General features: G+C 65.6%; 15 protein-coding genes, 1 tRNA gene and 1 pseudogene. 4 read left to right on the top strand and 13 right to left on the bottom strand.

What is annotated here, in order from left to right; translation table 11 throughout:
• Positions 1 to 22: 22 nt before the first annotated feature.
• From pknB to OIE68_RS32460, 7 genes are all read right to left on the bottom strand, one after another.
• Positions 23 to 1927, bottom strand: coding sequence for a Stk1 family PASTA domain-containing Ser/Thr kinase (pknB, locus tag OIE68_RS32490; protein WP_327094796.1), 1905 nt, complete (start codon positions 1925 to 1927; stop codon positions 23 to 25).
• The gene (locus OIE68_RS32485) at positions 1924 to 3441 is read right to left on the bottom strand and encodes a protein kinase domain-containing protein (RefSeq protein ID WP_327094795.1); all 1518 of its coding nucleotides are present in this window, start codon (positions 3439 to 3441) and stop codon (positions 1924 to 1926) included. The genes pknB and OIE68_RS32485 overlap by 4 nt, the downstream gene beginning before the upstream one ends.
• Positions 3442 to 3478: 37 nt before the next feature.
• Positions 3479 to 4945, bottom strand: a complete 1467-nt coding sequence (locus OIE68_RS32480) for a penicillin-binding protein 2 (protein ID WP_327094794.1) — start codon at positions 4943 to 4945, stop codon at positions 3479 to 3481.
• The gene (locus OIE68_RS32475; protein ID WP_327094793.1) at positions 4942 to 6417 is read right to left on the bottom strand and encodes an FtsW/RodA/SpoVE family cell cycle protein; all 1476 of its coding nucleotides are present in this window, start codon (positions 6415 to 6417) and stop codon (positions 4942 to 4944) included. Before OIE68_RS32475 ends, OIE68_RS32480 begins: the two co-directional genes overlap by 4 nt.
• The gene (locus OIE68_RS32470) at positions 6417 to 7901 is read right to left on the bottom strand and encodes a PP2C family protein-serine/threonine phosphatase (RefSeq protein WP_327094792.1); all 1485 of its coding nucleotides are present in this window, start codon (positions 7899 to 7901) and stop codon (positions 6417 to 6419) included. Before OIE68_RS32470 ends, OIE68_RS32475 begins: the two co-directional genes overlap by 1 nt.
• Positions 7898 to 8365: an FHA domain-containing protein FhaB/FipA gene (locus OIE68_RS32465; protein ID WP_327094791.1), complete on the bottom strand. Its 468-nt coding sequence runs from the start codon at positions 8363 to 8365 to the stop codon at positions 7898 to 7900. The genes OIE68_RS32470 and OIE68_RS32465 overlap by 4 nt, the downstream gene beginning before the upstream one ends.
• Before the next feature lie 201 nt (positions 8366 to 8566).
• Positions 8567 to 9985 carry a DUF3662 and FHA domain-containing protein gene (locus OIE68_RS32460; protein ID WP_327094790.1) on the bottom strand — a complete coding sequence of 473 codons (1419 nt, stop codon included), beginning with the start codon at positions 9983 to 9985 and terminating at the stop codon, positions 8567 to 8569.
• Between the two features lie 225 nt (positions 9986 to 10210).
• On the opposite strand from OIE68_RS32460, the gene OIE68_RS32455 reads away from it, so the two are divergent.
• A tRNA-Leu gene (locus OIE68_RS32455) sits at positions 10211 to 10293 on the top strand.
• A gap of 277 nt (positions 10294 to 10570) precedes the next feature.
• On the opposite strand, the gene OIE68_RS32450 is transcribed toward OIE68_RS32455, so the two are convergent.
• The 4 genes from OIE68_RS32450 to OIE68_RS32435 form a co-directional block, all read right to left on the bottom strand.
• Positions 10571 to 11029 carry a TraR/DksA C4-type zinc finger protein gene (locus OIE68_RS32450; protein WP_327094789.1) on the bottom strand — a complete coding sequence of 153 codons (459 nt, stop codon included), beginning with the start codon at positions 11027 to 11029 and terminating at the stop codon, positions 10571 to 10573.
• A 211-nt stretch (positions 11030 to 11240) separates the two neighbouring features.
• Positions 11241 to 11828, bottom strand: a complete 588-nt coding sequence (locus OIE68_RS32445) for an HPP family protein (protein ID WP_419150593.1) — start codon at positions 11826 to 11828, stop codon at positions 11241 to 11243.
• A 179-nt stretch (positions 11829 to 12007) separates the two neighbouring features.
• Positions 12008 to 13531 carry a PucR family transcriptional regulator gene (locus OIE68_RS32440; protein ID WP_327094788.1) on the bottom strand — a complete coding sequence of 508 codons (1524 nt, stop codon included), beginning with the start codon at positions 13529 to 13531 and terminating at the stop codon, positions 12008 to 12010.
• Positions 13532 to 13810: 279 nt separating this feature from the next.
• Positions 13811 to 14089, bottom strand: a complete 279-nt coding sequence (locus tag OIE68_RS32435; RefSeq protein ID WP_327094787.1) for a hypothetical protein — start codon at positions 14087 to 14089, stop codon at positions 13811 to 13813.
• Positions 14090 to 14534: 445 nt separating this feature from the next.
• Between OIE68_RS32435 and OIE68_RS32430 the strand changes: the two genes are divergently transcribed.
• From OIE68_RS32430 to OIE68_RS32420, 3 genes are all read left to right on the top strand, one after another.
• A complete protein-coding gene (locus OIE68_RS32430) occupies positions 14535 to 15137 on the top strand; it encodes a DUF3558 domain-containing protein (RefSeq protein WP_327094786.1) in 603 nt (200 codons plus the stop codon).
• 221 nt (positions 15138 to 15358) lie between these two features.
• On the top strand, positions 15359 to 15658 hold the full coding sequence (locus OIE68_RS32425) for a hypothetical protein (protein WP_327094785.1): 300 nt from the start codon (positions 15359 to 15361) through the stop codon (positions 15656 to 15658).
• Positions 15659 to 15879: 221 nt separating this feature from the next.
• A complete protein-coding gene (locus tag OIE68_RS32420) occupies positions 15880 to 16827 on the top strand; it encodes a DUF5996 family protein (protein ID WP_327094784.1) in 948 nt (315 codons plus the stop codon).
• On the opposite strand, the pseudogene OIE68_RS32415 reads toward OIE68_RS32420, so the two are convergent.
• Together OIE68_RS32415 and OIE68_RS32410 are read right to left on the bottom strand one after the other, a co-directional pair.
• Positions 16824 to 16970 (bottom strand): annotated as a pseudogene (locus tag OIE68_RS32415) (IS5/IS1182 family transposase); the annotation flags it as partial. The gene OIE68_RS32420 and the pseudogene OIE68_RS32415 sit on opposite strands and share 4 nt — an antisense overlap.
• A gap of 32 nt (positions 16971 to 17002) precedes the next feature.
• Complete coding sequence (locus OIE68_RS32410; RefSeq protein ID WP_327094783.1) at positions 17003 to 17860, bottom strand: DUF1206 domain-containing protein; 858 nt, start codon at positions 17858 to 17860, stop codon at positions 17003 to 17005.
• Positions 17861 to 18353 lie beyond the last annotated feature (493 nt).

The following is an 18353-nucleotide window of genomic DNA, read 5'->3' as shown; positions in this document are numbered from 1 at the left end:
TGGCGTGCCAGGTCGGCCGCTGTTACGGCGGACCGAGGACGTAGGTGGTGATCGAAACCGTTCCGTTCTTCCCGATCGCAGACCCTGCCGCGGGCTGCTGGCTGACGATCCGGCCGACACTATTGGTATCGAAGGTGCCCTGGGTGGTCTGGCTGATCTGTGCCGATGTGCCGGTCCAACCCGCCTGCCGCAGCTTGTCCACCGCCTGCGCCGTGGTCAGGCCGACCAGGCTCGGCATGACGATGTCGCCGCTGGAGACCTGTACGGTGACCGTCGACCCTTTGTCCGCGCTCGTGCCGCCCGCCGGGTTGGTCGAGATCACCTCGCCCTTGGGCTTCGAGGACGGCACCTCCTGGATGTTGATCTTGAAACCGGAGCTGTCCACCAGATTCGGCTGCGCGACGCTGATGTCCTGACCGACCACATTCGGCACCCGGATCTGCTCCGGTCCGGAACCGAGAATCACGACGATGGCCCGGTCGACATCGACGCGCGAGCCCGCCGAGGGATCGGTGCCGATCACCTTGTCCGTCTCCTGCGCACTCGACGGCTTGCGCTGCACATTCGGATCCATCCGCAAGCCACTGGCGTTCAGCTGCTGCTCCGCCTGCTCCTGGGTCATGCCGTCGAGCCGAGGAATCTGCACCTGCGCCGGTCCGGAGGAGACCTGCACGGTGATCGTGCTGCCCTTGTCGACCCGGGAGCCGCCGAGCGGCTGCGTGGAGATGACATTGCCGGTGGCGACCTTGTTATCCGGCTTCTGCTGGATGGCCACCGTGAAGCCGAGCTTCTGCAGCGAGTCCTGGGCCTGTTGCGCGGATCTGTTCGAAAGGTCCGGTATGGCGACCTGATCCGGGCGCGCGCCCGGTCCGATCAACACCCAGAACAGGGCGAACGCGACGATGACCGCCGCGGCGGCGCCGAGGGCGATATAGAGATTGCGGCGCGGACTCGCCGGTTCGGCGGGTTCCTGCTCGGCGGTGTCGTCATTGCGTTCGACGGTGCGGAAGTTGCGCGGTGCCGGTTCGTTCGAGCCGAGGATGGTGGTGCGGTCCTCGTCGGTCATCACCATCGGCGCGCTCGGCTTCTGGCCGCCGAGCACGCGGATCAGATCGGCACGCATCTCGGCGGCCGACTGGTACCGGTTGGCCGGATTCTTGCTCATCGCCTTGAGCACGACGGAATCCAACTCGCGCGGCACTCCGTTGTGGACATGCGATGGCAGCCGCGGATCCTCCCGGACGTGCTGGTAGGCAACGGCGATCGGGGAGTCACCGGTGAAAGGCGGCTCGCCGGTGAGGATTTCGAACAGCACACAGCCGACGGAATAGACATCCGAGCGGGCGTCGACGGTCTCACCGCGTGCCTGCTCGGGCGAAAGATATTGCGCGGTACCGATAACGGCCGCGGTCTGGGTCATCGGGTTGGAGCTGTCGGCGATCGCCCGCGCGATGCCGAAGTCCATCACCTTCACTGCGCCGGCCCGATTGATCATGATGTTCGCCGGCTTCATATCGCGGTGCACGATTCCGGCCTTATGGCTGAAATCCAGTGCGGCGCAGACGTCGGCGACGACCTCCATGGCCCGGCGCGGCGGTATCGGACCCTTACCGCGCACGATGTCCCGCAGCGTGTCACCGTCGACGTACTCCATCACGATGTACGGCAGCGGGCCGCCGTCCACCTCCGCCTCACCGGTGTCGTAGACCGCGACGATGGCCGGATGGTTCAGTGCGGCGGCGTTCTGCGCCTCGCGCTTGAAGCGCAGGTAGAACGTCGGGTCGCGGGCCAGGTCGGCACGCAACACCTTGATCGCGACGTCCCGGCTGAGCCGTAGATCGCGCGCCTTGTGGACTTCGGACATGCCGCCGAACCCGATGATCTCACCCAGCTCGTAGCGTGAGGAGAGATTCTTCGGGGTCGTCATGGTTGTCCTTGCGGAGTAGCAGCGCCTGGAGTGGCCGAGGGTCCTCGGGCACCGGGACTATCCGGAAATGGTAAATCGAGCGTTGGGAACCACGAGCCTCTTGTGGTGGTGGACGGACTCGTCGTCTTCGACGACTTCGTCGTACTCGGCGCTGTGGTACTCGGCGTTGTGGTCGGCGGCTGCGTTGTCGTTGTCGGTTCCGTGGTCGGCGGCGGTGGCGGCGCCGGTCTGGTCGTGGTGACCTCGGTCGTCGGCGCCTCGGTTGTCGTCGGCGGCGGCGTGGTGACCGGCGGCGGCACGACCTTCGTGGTGGTGGTGACCGGGCGCACAGTATCCGGATTGGTATCGCCGCCGAAGAGCAGCCACAAAACTAGTCCGACGAGCAGCACCGCGCCGACGGCCACGGCCGCGCCGGCCTTCTGGCCGGTGGTGAACTTCGAGGTCTCCGGACCGGGCCCGGGGTTGGCGCGGGTGGCGCCGGAACTCATCACCGTCCTGGGCGCGCCGGCGGGCGTTTGTCTGGTCGAAGCTGCGCCCCCGACCCCCATGGAGGTCGGGGTGTTGTACCGGACCGTCTGGCCATCGTGGTCATGCGACGGCAGAATCACGGTCGGGCCGGGCGGCAGCACTCGGGTCGCACCGGTCGCAGTCGGTCCGGCGGTGGTGACCGGCGGTGGTGGGCGCCGTCCGGCACGCACGGCGGCGACGGCGTCGGCGAATTCGCCGCCGCTGGCATAGCGCAGGGTCGGATCCTTGCCCATGGTGATCTCGATCAGCTCGCGCACATTGGACGGCAGATCGGACGGCATCGGCGGCGGGGCCTCGCGCACATGTTTCATCGCGACGGTGATCGCGCCGTCGCCGCTGAACGGTCGCTGCCCGGCCAATGCCTCGTAGCCGACCACACCGAGTGCGTACACATCACTGGCCGCGGTCGCGTCCTCGCCGACCGCCTGCTCAGGCGCGATGTACTGGGCAGTGCCCATCACCATGCCGGTCTTGGTGACCGGGGAGGCGTCGACGGCCTTGGCGATGCCGAAGTCGGTGATCTTCACCTGACCGGTCGGCGTGACGAGGATATTGCCCGGCTTGACGTCACGGTGCACGACGCCCGCAGCGTGCGCGACCTCGAGTGCGCGACCGGTCTGCTCCAGCATGTCCAGACCCTGGGCCACCGAAAGCCGCCCGAGCCGGTTCAGCACCGTGTTGAGCGGTTCACCCTGCACCAATTCCATGACCAGATAAGCGGTTTCCCCGCCGCTGGGATCCATGGTCTCGCCGTAGTCGTAGATTCCGGCGATACCCGGGTGATTCAGCTGGGCCGTGGTCTTGGCCTCACTGCGGAACCGGTGCCGGAAGGTCGGGTCGGCGGAGAACTCGGATTTGAGCACCTTCACCGCGACCCGGCGGTCCAGCCGGGTGTCGAGTGCCTCCCATACCTGACCCATACCGCCCGTGGCGATCAGGCGTTGCAGCCGATATCGGTCGGCGATCATCGCGCCGTTGTTCAGCATCCCGGCCCCCGTACATCCACTCGCACGTTCATATCTCTCAGCGCCCTCGCAAACCGGCGTCCAACACCGCGCGGGCAATCGGCGCGGCTACCGAGCCACCTGTGGCGGCCAACGCCCGGTCGCCGCCGTTCTCCACGATCACCGCGATGGCGATCTTGGGGTTCTGCGCGGGCGCGAAGGCGATGTACCAGGCATGTGGTGGCGTATTGCGCGGATTGCTTCCGTGTTCGGCGGTTCCGGTCTTAGAGGCGATTTGATACCGGGTCTGGCCGTGTCCGACGGTGTTGTCCTCCGACGCGATCATCAGGTTGGTCAGCGTCGACGCTACCTGGGCGCTGACAGCTTGGCCGACCGAGACCGGTTTATTTTTCGAGAGCTCGCTCAGATCGGGTCCCTGCAGTTGATCGACCAGGTACGGCTCCATGCGGACGCCGCCGTTGGCGACGGTCGCGGCGATGACCGCGTTGTCCAGTGGGGTGAGCGCGACATCGCGCTGGCCGATGCTGCTCTGGGCCAATGCGGCATTGTCCGGAATCGTGCCGACGGTGCTCTCCGCCACCGGAATCGGGATGCCGCGGTGCGGGCCGATGCCGAATGCGGCGGCCTCGTCCTTGAGGTTCGAGGAGCCGACCTTGAGACCGAGTTCGACGAATGCGGTATTGCAGGATCTGCGGAACGCCTCGGTGAGCGTCGCGGTGGGGCCGCTGCCGCAGGTGGAGCCGTTGTAGTTCTCCAGCGTCGTGTTTGTCCCCGGCAACGTGATGTTCGGCGCGGCGGTGAACTGGTCGTCCGGGGTTGCGGTGCCGTTGGCCAACGCGGCGGCGGTGACGACCACCTTGAAGGTGGAGCCCGGCGGATAGGTCTGCGACACAGCACGATTCAACATGGGTTGGCGCTGGTCCGCACTCAGCTCTTCCCAAGACTTGGTGCCTTGGGCGCCATCGTGCCCGGACAACAGGTTCGGGTCGTAGCTGGGGGTGGACACCATGGTGAGAATCTTGCCCGTACTCGGCTCGATCGCCACCACGGAACCGGTGTAGCCCTTGGCGGTCAGCTGTTCGTAGGCGACCTGCTGCATCATCGGATCCAGCGTGGTGAGCACATTGCCGCCGCGCGGATCACGTCCGGAGATCATATCGATCAGGCGGCGTCCGAACAGCGAATTGTCCGAACCGTTGAGCACCGTATCCTCGGCGCGCTCGAGCCCCGTGCTGCCGTACTGCATCGAGTAGAAGCCGGTGGCCGGTGCGTACGCCTCCGGATCGGTGGGGTAGGTGCGCAGGTACTTGTAGCGGTCGTCGGTGGCGACCGAACTGGCCAGCACGGTGCCGCCCGCGGAGATCTGTCCGCGCTGGCGGGCGTATTCGTCGAGCAGCACGCGGGAGTTGCGTGGATCGGTGCGGTAGTCGTCGGCCTTGATCACCTGCACATAGGTGGCGTTGAGCAGCAGGGCGACGATCATGAGCATCACCGCGACCGCGACCCGTCGTAGCGGCGTATTCATTCCTGCGGCCTCGCTTCCGGTTTGCGCAGAAGCTCGGTGGTCGCATCCGCGATCGGGGCCACCGGATCCTTCTTGCGCACCGGCGCCGGGGCTCGGGCCGCGTCGGAGACCTTGATCAGCAATGCCAGTAGCGCGTAGTTGGCCAGCAGCGACGAACCGCCGTAGGACATGAACGGGGTGGTGAGACCGGTCAGCGGAATCAGCTTGGTGACACCGCCGACCACCACGAACAGCTGGATCGCGATGGTGAACGACAACCCGGCGGCCAGCAGTTTGCCGAAGCTGTCGCGCACGGCGAGCGCGGTCCGCAGACCGCGCACCACGAATACCAGGAACAGCAGCAGCACTGCGGCCAGTCCGAACAGGCCGAGTTCCTCGCCGATGGTGGTGATGATGAAGTCGGTTTTGGCGAAGGGCACCTGCGAGGGCCGCCCGCTGCCGAGGCCGGTGCCCGCCAATCCGCCGGTGGCCAGGCCGAACAGCGACTGCGAGATCTGGTAGCCGGTGTTGTTGTAGTCCGCGAACGGGTGCAGCCAGGTCTGGGTACGCACCCGGACATGGCTGAAGGCCTGGTAGGCGAAGAAGAATCCGATGGTCAGCAGCGCGCCGCCGATGACGAGCCAGCCGACCCGCTCGGTTGCGATGTAGAGCATCACCAGCACCGTGCTGAAGATCAACAGCGAAGTGCCGAGGTCCTTTTCGAAGACCAGCACGCCGATGCAGACGATCCAGACCACCAGAATCGGTCCGAGGTCGCGGGCGCGCGGGAACTCCATGCCGAGGAAATGCCGACCGGCCGCGGTGAACAGATCGCGCTTGGCGACCAGCACCGAGGCGAAGAAGATGATCAGCAGGATCTTCGCGAATTCACCCGGCTGCACGCTCAATCCGGGCAACCTGATCCAGATCTTGGAGCCGTTGGTCTCCGAATACGCCCCGGGCAGCAGTGCCGGAATCGCCAGCGCGACAAGGCCTACGAGGCCCAGGGTGTAGCCGTATTTGGCCAGCGTGCGGTAATCGCTCAGCACGACCAGGATCGTGATGAAGATGATCATCCCCAGACCCGTCCACAGGATCTGTTGATTGGCGTCGGGGGAGGGGATCGGCCACGAGTTGTAAGCGGCGGTCTGCGCATCGGCGAGATCGAGCCGATGGATCAGCACCAGGCCGAGTCCGTTGAGTAGCGCGGCGATCGGTAACAGCAGTGGATCGGCGAACGGTGCGAAGCGGCGCACCGCGAGATGTGCCACCGCGAACAGGGCCAGATAGGCGAGACCGTACTTGGCGATATCCCAGGTGACCGATTGTTCCTGACTCGCCTCGACCAGAAACAGCGAGACGGTGACGATGCCCGTCGCACCCGCGAGCAATACGAGTTCGGCATTGCGCTTCGTCGACGGCGGCGGCGCTGGCGCGAATCCGCCGGGTGGACTGGGAAAGGCTCCAGCGGACGGCGGTGCCGGAGCGGACATCAGTCCGTCACCCGGCAAGGTTCCCCCGCCGTCTGGGGGTTCGGCGACGTCGTCGCCGTCGGGGTCTTGGTGTCCGGGCTCTTGGTCTCACCCGGCTGTGGCTCGGGCGCGGGCGGCCGGTTCTCGGTGGTCGGCGCGACCGTCGTCGGCGCGGGGACCCCGGGCTGCGTGGGCGGCTCGCTCGGCGGCACGACGCCGGGCTGCGGCACCGATTCCTTGGTCGGGCAGACGGGCAGCAGCTCGTTGCGCGCCAGCATCTGCATCTGCTTGCGCGCCTCGTCCAGCGAACCCGGCGGCAGTCCCTTGTCCACCTGGTCGTGTCCGGTCTGCTTGAGATCGGAAACCTTGAGCGCCTTGCACTTCGGCGGCAGCGTCTCGTCCGGCTGCTTCAGGGCGAGGGCGCCGGTCGGGTCGACGCAGCCGATCGTCTCGACCTCGTGGATCGAATAACCCAGCACCGAACCCGGCAGCCCGCGCATGATGACGACCTGGTCGCTATCCGCGCCGACGTAGTAGTTGCTGCGAATCATGTTGTAGCCGACCAGCAATCCGACCGCCGCTGCCAGGACCAGGGCGACCGCGAGCAGGATCCAGCGCAACTTGTGCGAGTTGCTCTGCGGCGGCGTCTCCGGTGTAGCGGCGGCTCGGCGCGGTTCGGCCCGCGGCGGACGCATCGCGGCGGCTCGGCCGGCGGCGGTATTCGGCGGCGGGGTGTCCTCGTCCTGACCCGATGCCGCGCCCGCGACGATCGGATGGCTCTGCCCGTAGTCCAGATCGATGACATCGGCGACGACCACGGTGACGTTGTCCGGGCCGCCGCTGCGCAAGGCGAGTTCGATGAGACGATCGGCACATTCGTCGGTGCTGCCCTCGCGCATGGTGTTGGCGATGGTCTCATCGCTGACCACATCGGAAAGTCCGTCGGAGCAGAGCAGATAGCGATCGCCGGCACGGGCCTCACGCATGATCAGCGTCGGCTCGATCTCGTTGCCGGTGAGGGCGCGCATGATCAGCGAGCGCTGCGGATGGGTATGCGCCTGCTCGGGAGTGATCCGGCCTTCGTCGACCAGCGACTGGACGAAGGTGTCGTCACGGGTGATCTGGGCCAGCTCGCCGCCGCGCAGCAGATAGGCGCGCGAGTCACCGATGTGGACCAGGCCGAGTTTCTTGCCCGCGAACAGGATTGCGGTGAGCGTGGTGCCCATGCCGTCGAGTTCGGGCTCTTCCTCGACGTGATCGGCAATGGCGGCATTGCCCTCGTGGACGGCGGTATTGAGCTTGCCGAGCAGATCGTCGCCGGGCTCGTCGTCGTCGAGATGGGCTAGCGCGGCGATCATCAACTGCGATGCCACCTCGCCTGCGGCGTGGCCGCCCATACCGTCGGCTAGTGCGAGCAGCCGTGCGCCCGCATAGACGGAGTCCTCGTTGTTGCCTCGGACAAGACCGCGGTCGCTGCGCGCTGCGTAGCGGAGAACAAGTGTCACGATCGCAGCTCGATCACTGTTTTGCCGACACGGACGGGGGTTCCGAGTGGAACTCGGACTGCGGTGGTGACTTTCGCGCGGTCGAGGTAGGTGCCGTTCGTCGAACCGAGGTCTTCGACGTACCAGTCGTCACCGCGCGGTGAGAGCCGCGCATGTCTGGTCGAGGCGTAATCATCGGTGAGTACCAGCGTTGAGTCGTCCGCACGGCCGATCAGCACCGGTTGGGTGCCGAGCGAGATGCGAGTGCCGGCAAGTGAACCTTGAGTCACCACAAGAAATTTGGCGCCCTTCTGGCCTCGGCTGAAAGACGGCAGCACCGCGGAACCGCGTGCGGCCCTGGGCTGGATCCGGATGCCGGATGCCGCGTAGATGTCGCTGCGCAGGGTGCGCAGTACCGCCCACACGAATAACCACAACAGCAGCAGGAACCCCGTACGGGTCAATTGCAGGATCAGTCCCTGCACGGCGCTCCACCTCCTGTTCGACCGTGTACGTCGGTGCCGTAGGTGCGAGTTCGCCCCCACCGGCTTGCTGGTTTCGCGAGCCCCGGTCCTGGCGACGCGCGTGTGTAGGCAGCATCATAGGGCCGTGGGTCGAGTTCGATCACGATACGGCCGCAGAATCCCTGTACGCCATGTCGTGACCTGCACCGCGAGCTTACGGGATCAGACGATACGGATCAGGATCTCGGAGTGCCCGGCGCGGATAACATCGCCGTCGGCCAGCTGCCAGTCCTGAACCGGGGAGCCGTTGACGAGCGTGCCGTTGGTCGAACCCAGATCCGAGAGCATCGCGGTCTGCCCGTCCCAGCGAACTTCGATGTGCCTGCGGGAAACTCCGGTATCCGGCAGTCGGAAGTGCGCATCCTGCCCGCGGCCGATGATGTTGCTGCCCTCGCGGAGCTGGTAGGTGCGGCCGCTGCCGTCGTCGAGCTGCAGCGTCGCGGAGTACCCCGAACCGGCTTGTGCGCCACCGCCATACGCGGGCGCGGGGGCCTGGTAGCCGCCGCCCTGGGCGCCGTAGCCGGGCTGTTGCGAGTAGGCCTGGCCGTAGCCGCCCTGCTCCTCGGGCGCGGCATAGCCCTGCTCGCCGTAACCCGGTTCCGCGTAACCCTGTTCGCCGTAGCCGGACTGCGCGTAGCCCTGCTGGCCGTAGGCCGGCTGCTGACCGTAACCGCCCTGGTCGGCGTAGCCCTGTTCGTTGTAGCCGGATTGTCCGTAGCCCTGCTGGCCATAGCCCTGTTCGCCGTAGCCCTGCTGGCCATAACCGGGCTCCTGGTAACCCTGCTGGCCGTAGTCCTGGTCGGCGTAGCCACCCTGCTGCTGGCCGTAGCCGCCGCGCTCGTCGTAGCCCTGCTGACCGTAACCGGGCTCCTGGTAGGCCTGCTGCCCGTAGCCCTGGCCACCCTGCTGGTAGTCGTAGCCGTTCTGATAGTCGCCGTAACCCTGCTGCGAGTCCGGCGCCTGGTAGTCGGAGCCACCGCCGTAGGGTGCGCCGCCCCGGCCGTAGTCGTCGCGGTACGCACCGTTCGGCGGCCCGGGCCGCCCCGCAGGCGGCGGTGCGTACCCGCGGTTGCGTGGATCGGACTCCGCGGGCTCACGGCTTGGGTCGTAGCCTGAGTTCTGCGTCATGGGGCCAGCTCCTGGTTGCGGGTGTGCAGGTCGTTGTGGCGTGGGTTCGGGGCTGCGAGCCGAGGTGGCTCTGCGGCCGATGTCGGGATCGACCCGACCGCTCGCCCTGAACTGTCCGGTGTGCAGCGTAGGTGATGCCTCGAATGCCACGTGTACTTCGCCGTAGGTCTGCCAGCCTTGCTCGCGGATGTAGTCCTGAAGGTGTTTGGCGAACGCGCGGGTGGTCAGGTCGTGGTCGGCGTCGAGTTGTTGGTGATCAGAGGTGTTGATGGTGATCACATAACTGTTGGGCGCCAACAGATGTCCGCCACCCAGATCCTGGATATTGTCGGCGGCCTCTTGCTTGAGTGCCGCTTCCACCTCCTGGGGAACGACACTGCCCCCGAAGGCTCTGGCGAACACGTCACCGACGGCGCCTTGCAGGCGACGCTCGAATCGAGAAACGATGCCCATCTCGGCCTCCCTTCGGTGCGCGTTCTGTGTTGCTTCATAACAACGACACGCGCATATGGCGTGTCGCGTATCGACCACGTTCATTGCATGATATCCACGATCGTCCACACCTGTAACTCCCGGAAGCCAGCCGGGGTTCCCGCGCCTGTCCGGACCGCACTCGCGTGCCGTCAACAGGCGATTTCGTGTCTCGCCGACCCGCGTGATACTGTCTCCCAGTCGCTCGGGCGAGTGGCGGAATGGCAGACGCGCTGGCTTCAGGTGCCAGTGTCCTTCGGGACGTGGGGGTTCAAGTCCCCCTTCGCCCACAGATGTAGTGCAGTAAAGCCGCAGGTCAGCGTATTTTTTCGCGGATCTGCGGCTTTCTTCGTCAATAGATCTTGTTGACTGGGATGTTGGCGAGGACGCATGTTGATGCGTCTCGGTGTTCTCCCCAGGAGCTGGGTTCTCCTTTCGGTTCGCGTGCGTGTTTTCCCTTGTGTGGCAGTGGTTTTGGTGAGCGCCACTGATGTGAGGGCTTGCTGTCGCGTTTGTCGACAGCGTTCCGCCCGTCGCACGAGAAGGCATCGGGCGTCGACGGTCATGTCAACGGCATGCGAGGAATTCTCGTTCGGCCGCCAGGTTGCGTCGCGGTGTTCGGGAGGCTGTGCGAGGCAGCTGTCCGCGTATCGGGCGGGAACCGTCGGGGGGAGGGAGATGCTGCTGACGGCAGTTCAGGCACCACTGTGTAGTGGGAATGGTCCGCAGGAGGTGGATTGGTATTTCACTGTGACAGCCGCGGCAGCGGCCGTAACGGCCTGCGGTGATGAGCGTGAGGGTTTCATCGACGTCGGCCAACGCTTGTCGTGCTGCCGCGGCCAACTTGATGGTGACCTCATGCCTGGCCGTATCAGCCGCGTTGGTGGGTGCAGTGCCGCGGTCGATTTCGGCTTCGAGTTCGGCCAGCTGCTGCAGGCGGAAGCGGCGTTGCTGGCTCAGTGTGGCTCGCAGTGCGGGTAGGTGGTCGGCAAGGCGTGCGCGTAAGACGGGGTGTGCGGGGGTCATCCGGGTCTCCAGGACTGGTGGTCGGAATGTGGTTCGAGATGCGGTCGAGTAAGGAGGGGATGGGCAGCCCTGCCAGCGGCCTCTTGTATTGCCACCTCCACGCCATCTGAATATTCGCTGACAAGGCCAGGATCGTTTACATGAACGGCTGCGCTTGTCCGACTGCGTCGCTTACGTCCAAGCTTGGATTCGGACTGTTGCGGTTGCCGGGTCAGTGCGCGGCTGCGGCCACGGCGGCCGGTGTGGTCGCGATGGTCGCGGTGCGGATGCCGGGCACTGTGCGGGTGAGGGCGATGGCGATGCGCCGTTCGGATTCGTCGGCGAACCGGCCGGAGATGGTGGCGTCGGCTTCGTGGACGGTGACAGGCCAACGCCGTGCGCCGGTGTATTGATCGAGGAGGTTTTGTGCATCGGCCGTGAGTGCGTCGTCGGGGGTGAGCATGATTCGCAACGCGTCGCCGCGGCTGAACATGCCGATCACGCGGCCGTCGGCATCGACGACCGGCAGACTGCGCAGTCCGTGCGTCACCAGCCTGCTCATGACCTCGGCCAGTGCCGCATTCTCGGGGACCGAGACCACTGGTGTGGTCATCACTGCACTGGCGGTGTCGTCGAGTTCGCCGGCCCGCAAGAGGTCACCGCTGGTGATTACCCCGATGAGGCGATCGTCCTGGTCGAGAACGGGCAACGCCGCGTAGCCCAGTTCGGCGAGCATCAGCGCCGCCTCGCGTGCCGTGCTGTTGTGCCGCACGGCGATGATCGGTCGTTGCATGACCTCGCATACCGGCATGTTCTTCATTCCGTTCAACTCCGTTCAGCTAGTTACATGGTCGGTAGTCGGGTCGATCGATGCTCTCCATGTCGCTCCTGCTACCTGCGGCGTTCTTGTCAACTCCATGATGGCGTGGTTGTCGCGGCGATCAGTTGCGCTGACCCGACAATCGAGGGGTCGAGATTTGTGGCGATGGCACAGCACAGTCAGTCGTTGTCGGTGACGGCGAGTTCGATCATCATGGCGAGTCGTTTGCGCGGGTCGTCCAAGCCGAGGTTGGTCACCTCCGCCATCTTGCGCAGCCGGTTACGGACGGTGTTCTCGTGCACGCCGAGCCGCGCGCCCGCCCGGGCGGGGTCGCCTTGGGCCTGCAACCAGGCGCGCAGCGTTGCCACATACTCGGTGGAGTTGGTGTGGTCGTGGCGTCGCAACTGCGACACCGGCCCCCGTGCGGGGGTGCGTCCAGAAAGCCCGGCGGTGCGCAACCGTTGCAGCAGGATTTCGTCCCACGACTCGTCGTAGGCGGGGGGCGCGGCACCTGATGAGTGGGTCTCGTGCAGCGCCAGGCATTCGTCGGCCTCTTGGCGCGCCAATGCCAATTCTGTGGCCCGGGCAACACCGCTGATGCCGGCCAGCACCGTCATCTGCACCGGCAGTGCCGTCTGTAGCTCGCTTATCCAGTGGCGTGCCGTCGCCGCCTGATCGGCGGGCAGCACGGTGTAGATGGTGTCGCCGACCAAGGCGCTGCGGCTCGAACGGGACCAGCCGAATCCGGTTGTTGCTCGCTCGAAGACCTGCAGCAGCGCGGCGTGCTGCTCGTCGGCGATCCGTGCGCGCAGCGCGATCGCCCGCAAAGTCTCCGGCGCTAACCCCAGCCTGCTGGCCACCGTCGCCGCGTCCGCAGCGCCCTCCAGCAAACTGATCACCAGTTCGGATTCCACCTGACGTTCGAGATCCGCGCTGGCCCGCGACCGCAACAGGTGCAGGGCTACCGTGTGCGCGCCGTCGGCCAAGGCGATCCGTCGAGCCCCGTGCAACGGTGCCGGGCACGACACCCATACCGAGCCCAGCAGTTGCCGGCCCACGCGCACGGCCACGACCATCCGCCCCGTCAAACCACGCTCTGCCTGCGCAGGAACGAACAACGGTTCATCCGAGACCGCCAAATGTGCGAAGACACCGTGCGCATCGAACAGGGCCCGTAACCACTGCGGCATTTCCCGGCTCAGGATCGTCTCGACCCGTGCGGGGTCGAGGTGCTGCTGCGGCCTCGAATACGCCAGCACCCGAGACCGGTGGTCCTCGATCGTCACCGCACCCCCGACCGCGTCGGCCAGACTGTCGGCCAAGGCGAACAAATCGGTCGGGCCGCGACCGGCCTCGGTCTCGCGGCCTTCCAGCACCAACCCGTAGACCACCGCGGCAACCTCACTCCAAGCCACCGCAGGATCGACCACCATCACCGCGACCCCCTTGATCTCCGGCTCGTCCGCAGTCTGCTCATCCCCACGGATGAGCGCGACAACAGCCCGCGCCGACATCGCCCAGTCCACTACCTCCGACACCGAGCGTGCCCCGATCCCCAGCAGCACATCACCCACTTCCGCGGGGTCCTGATCGGCCCCGTGGATCACCACACTGCGCAATTGGGTGGACCGGGGAACCGAACACAACCGCAAACGGATCCCATAGCCACCCAGTACGTTCGCCAACCGGTCCAACGTCACCACGAGCCGCTCCTGTGTCGAACCGAAGGTGCAGTGCAATCAGGCGGCCGACAGATGAGTCGTCAGCATCGACCTCCGGTTGTTGTCGCTGCGCGAGTTGGTGCAGCGCGGTTGAGCGATAGACACACCACCGAGGCTGCCAGCACCCGCGTCGCATCGAGGAGTTCGAGTCGAACTCAACGCGAGTGCCCGATCCCGTCGAGGCGTATAACGCAGGGTTTCCTACGTCTGGATCCGGCCGCGGCTCGATAGGATCGGCCTGGTTGATCTCGCTGGTCGGTGTTATCCGAGTCTGCGGCGCAGGTCGTCGGGGTAGTCGCGGTAGGCAGCGGCGACTTCGTCGAGGTAAACCAGGGTGGGGAAGTCGATGACGGGCTGGTGGTCGGCGAGGAATCGGGCGGTGTGTTCGACGATGCGTTGTTCGTCGGCGGGGTCGAAGCCGAGTTCGGCCAGGACGTTGGCGTCGACGACGAACTGGGACTCTATGGTGTCGCCGTGGTCGTCGATGCGGACGCGGTATTCGTGGTCGATCACGGGTTCGACACTGAGGTGTTCAGGCATGGGATCGCGCTCCATATCGGTGTCGGGTACGGGTGTCGCGGCGGTTGGTGGGTTCGTTGCCGATCACGGTGACGGGCTCGTCGAAGGCGCTGTCGCGCAACGCTTGTGCGGTTTCCGCGCCCCGCCGGATCATCGCCGGTTGGCGGTGCGTTCCGCGATCGTCATAGCTGATCTCCTGCAGTTCGTGAGTGTCTATGTCTGTGACACAACCATCGAGAGCCGGTCGCCGGCGCGGCGCGCATCGGATCATGCTGGAAGGCAGCGATCGAGGCGATGCCTGACAAGACGCGGGCCCGTTCTCCGGGCGACACACCGAGCGTAGTCGCGGCCAGAGCTCTTGCCATGACTTACGGCGGTCGGTCACCGCACCCGTAGCTGTAAAGAATTGCCCCATCTGGACAGCTGCCGAATGGTTTGGTGTGATCGGTGCCGGGAGGGATGAGCGATGCCGCGCTTTTCGTGTGCCTGTAGCTGGTGGATGGTCGGGGTGGTTACCGCCGCAATGGTGGTGGCCGGATGCGAGACCGGTAACCACGCACAGTCGGCGGCTACGTTGTCGTCGAGTATCGCGACCTCGCCGGTCGCCTCAGTGCCGCCGCAACCATGGACCATGGCCGATCTCACCTACCACCCGTGCAGCGTGCTCGATGCCGACGACATTGCTCGCCTCCTACTCCAGCCCACGCCCACTGCCGAAATGCCCCCACGAGCGCTGCCTGCCTGTACCTGGTTTTCCGTGCAAACCTCTGTTTCTGGCAGCTTCAATATCGGATTCGCACCGAATACCAGCGATCTCACCGACCTCGATCAGCGCAAAGTTCGTGTTCCGCTCGAGCAGCAGATCACCATCGATGGCCACCGCGCCGTGTTGGCACCCAGCATCCGTCCAGACGGCCGCAACGGCGGCTGCAGTGCCCATGTGTCGGTGCTCTCTGGTGGATCGTTCTATCTCGGGGTCGCGGTCCCAGGGATATCGACCGGTGTCGATTGGGATGTCTGCGCCAAGACCATTGGCGTCGCCGCCACCATCCTTGCCCGCCTGCGCTGACGCTCGCGGTGGTCATGCACATAGCATCCGCCGCGTCTGCGGGGTAACGCCTGAATCTGTGACCGGGGCTACGCGCGATCTGCGACTATGAGAGGGGGCGTTCGATCCGCCAGTACCCCTTACATCCTCACCTTGAATTGTGAGGATGCTGCACGGAGCATCTCAACTACGACCTGACCCATCCATTGAGGAGTTTCACGACAGCGGAAGGAACTAGACGGATGTTGCTGCTTACCCCCACTGCGATCGAGGCCGTTCGCACCATTACGTCCGCGGAGGGCACGCCGACGGATGCCGGGCTGCGAATCTCCGCGACCGGCGGCTCCGAGACGCTGCAGATGGCAGTCGCCGCTGGACCAGACGAGCAAGACCAGGTCTTGACCGCCGAAGGAGCGCGGGTCTTCCTGGACCAGCAGGCCGCCGCATTTCTGGACGACAAGATCCTCGACACCGGGCTGGACCCGGACGGCGAAGGCGGCTTCGTGCTTGCCCCGCAGGACCAGAGCACCACCGGCCATTGAACTGTCTCTGATGACATAGGTCCGGCTCGATGGTGGCAACAACCGGGGCGCTTTGGGCCCGTCACCGGCCGATACCGGCTGCCATGCCCGCTGCGGCAGGCGCGGATGACCTGCTCGCCTTCCTGAATGCCTGACACCGGGCCGACGCGCGGCGCCACGGCATGGTTGCAGAATCCGCGCCGCGACCGCACCGAAACCGACAGACGGACCAAGGAGGTCTGATGGCCGGGACGACTCGTACAGAGACCGCGTCGTCGCGACGCTGGCCGCGGTTGCGGGTCGAGGAGTGGACCGCTACCCGCGACACGGTGCACATGTGGACCCAGATCATCGGCAAGATTCGGCTTGCTTCCGCGCCGATGATCAACCACTGGTGGCAGGTCACCCTCTACGTCAGCCCGCGGGGTTTGACCACCTCCGCGATACCCTACGAGGCCGGTGTATTCGACATCGAGTTCGACTTCAATGAGCATCGGTTGCACATACGAGCCGATGGCGACGCCCGTCAGGTCGCGCTCGAACCCAAGCCGGTTGCGGATTTCTATGCCGAAACGATGGGTGCGCTCGACGAGCTCGGCATTGCGGTACAGATTCAGGCCAAGCCCAACGAGGTCGATCCTGCGATCCCGTTCGCCGACGACTACGAGCATGCTTCCTATGATCGCGACGCCGTGCACCTGTTCTGGCGTCAACTCGTCGCGGCCCATCGAGTAATGAGCGAGTTTCGCTCGTATTTCATCGGCAAGGTGAGCCCGGTGCACTTCTTCTGGGGCGCCATGGATCTGGCCTGCACCAGGTTCTCCGGCCGCGCCGCGCCGAAGCATCCGGGTGGTGCACCCAACTGCGGTGATTGGGTGATGGTCGAGGGCTACTCCCGCGAGTTGAGTAGTTGCGGTTTCTGGCCGGGTGGCGGTGACGAAGGCGCCTTCTACGCCTACGCCTATCCCGAACCCGACGGCTTCGCCGACTATCCGGTCGGTCCTCGGCACGCTTTCTACAGCGTCGACAACGGCCAGTTTCTGCTGCCCTACGAGGCGGTACGCACCGCCGCAGATCCGGAACGAACCCTTCTGGAATTCCTGCACACCACCTATCAAGCGGCCGCCGAACGCGGCAAGTGGGACCGAGCAGCACTCGAATGCGATCCGCACCGGTGGGACCAGAAATAGCGGCGGAGCTTGCCGAAGTTGTTCATCCATGGGTTCGTGCGCTCGACGCCCCGCATGCCTGCGTGGATCGGCGCGGGAATGCCTTTGCGGGCGATGATCCCAGTCAGGCCCTGCCCGGTGAGCAGCTCGCGGGTCTTGCCGGAGTGGCCGTCGTCTTCGATGGAGTAGTTTCCGACTACATCTTGGTGTACCGGGCCATAGCGAAGCTGTAGAGGCCGTAGGTGATGATGCCCAGGCCGGACGCTACGAGGAGGACCACTCCGTAGGGTTGAGCCCCCACGGTTTTGAAGGCGCCGTCCAGTCCGGCGGCTTTGCCCGGCTCGGATTCACTCACCGCGAGGATCACCAGCAACCCGACCGCGGCAATGGCCAGCCCTTTCGCGATGTATCCGACCGTGCCCAATCTTCGTACGAGGTCGCTGGTGGTGCCCTCGAGGTCCTCGAGGAAGTTCTGGCTGACTCCTTTGTAGACGTGATAGCCGCCGATCACGACGATGAATAGCCCGCTCGTAATGAGTGCGGTCGTGCCGGCGGTGGTTTGCATCATGCAGGCGGTGATCCCCGCGCTCTGGCCGCTGCTGGACTTGCCACTGCCGCGGGCGAATCCGAACGCGGAGACGGCGAAGGCGAAATAGACCACTGCCAGCCCAGCCGCCTTGACGCGGTCGATCGCTTCGGATTTCTTACTGTCGGCGTCGGGCTTGGACGAGCTGCCGAGTGTCGCTTCGGCGAGCCGCCACAGCGCCATCAGCAGGAACGCGACGACGCCCACCCAGAGGGCGACGACGCCGCCCGGCTTGGCGGCCAGTTCCGCCATGGCCCCGGATTGGTCGGCGGCGCCGGCGGCGCTGCCGATGGCGATCCTGATGGCGATGTAGCCGATGATCAGGTGCACGATGCCGCTCGCGACGAAGCCTGCACGGGCGAATCGTTCGAAGACATTGTTCTGGACCACCCGGCCGGCGACCGATGACTTGTTGTCGAACGACGCCGATGCACCAGTGGACTTCGAGGACGGGTTTTTGTCAGACATGGTGCGCGCCTCGTATCAGTGGTGGTGAAGCTCCACCGGAGGTGGGACGGGCGGTGTGCGAGATGGGGAGCGCGGTCCCGAGGCTGGCTGTCCGGCCCGGGAACCCACCCGACATCGGTTATCAATGGGTGTCCGTTGTGTGGTTTCGCCGCGCTGTCAGCGTAGCCCCGCCTTCCTCGCCGGCAGTAGATACCGGGCCGGATCAGCCTGGGCCTCGGTGCCCTGCTCGGCATCCCTGTCGCTGCCGCGGTGCTGCTGATCCGACTGGATCGAATCGGCAAACTGCCGCGTGATAGCCATTTATTCGCTAGGCTTCCGCTCATTCCGGTGGATCGGTAGGCCTCAGTGCAGTCACGTAGCCGCCCGTTATCTGTACACCGGACAAGGGGTTCCGGGCTGGAGGCCGGCTCCCCGTTGCTGTGCTAACACCCATCAGCCTGGCAAGGGAGCCAGTATGGAGCGGTCCGATGCAACGGTCCCCGCGTTCGAACTC

Source organism: Nocardia vinacea (assembly GCF_035920345.1).
Lineage (GTDB): Bacteria > Actinomycetota > Actinomycetes > Mycobacteriales > Mycobacteriaceae > Nocardia > Nocardia vinacea_A.
Note: the sequence above shows the minus strand (reverse complement) of the source record. Positions and strands in the feature narration are given on the sequence as shown.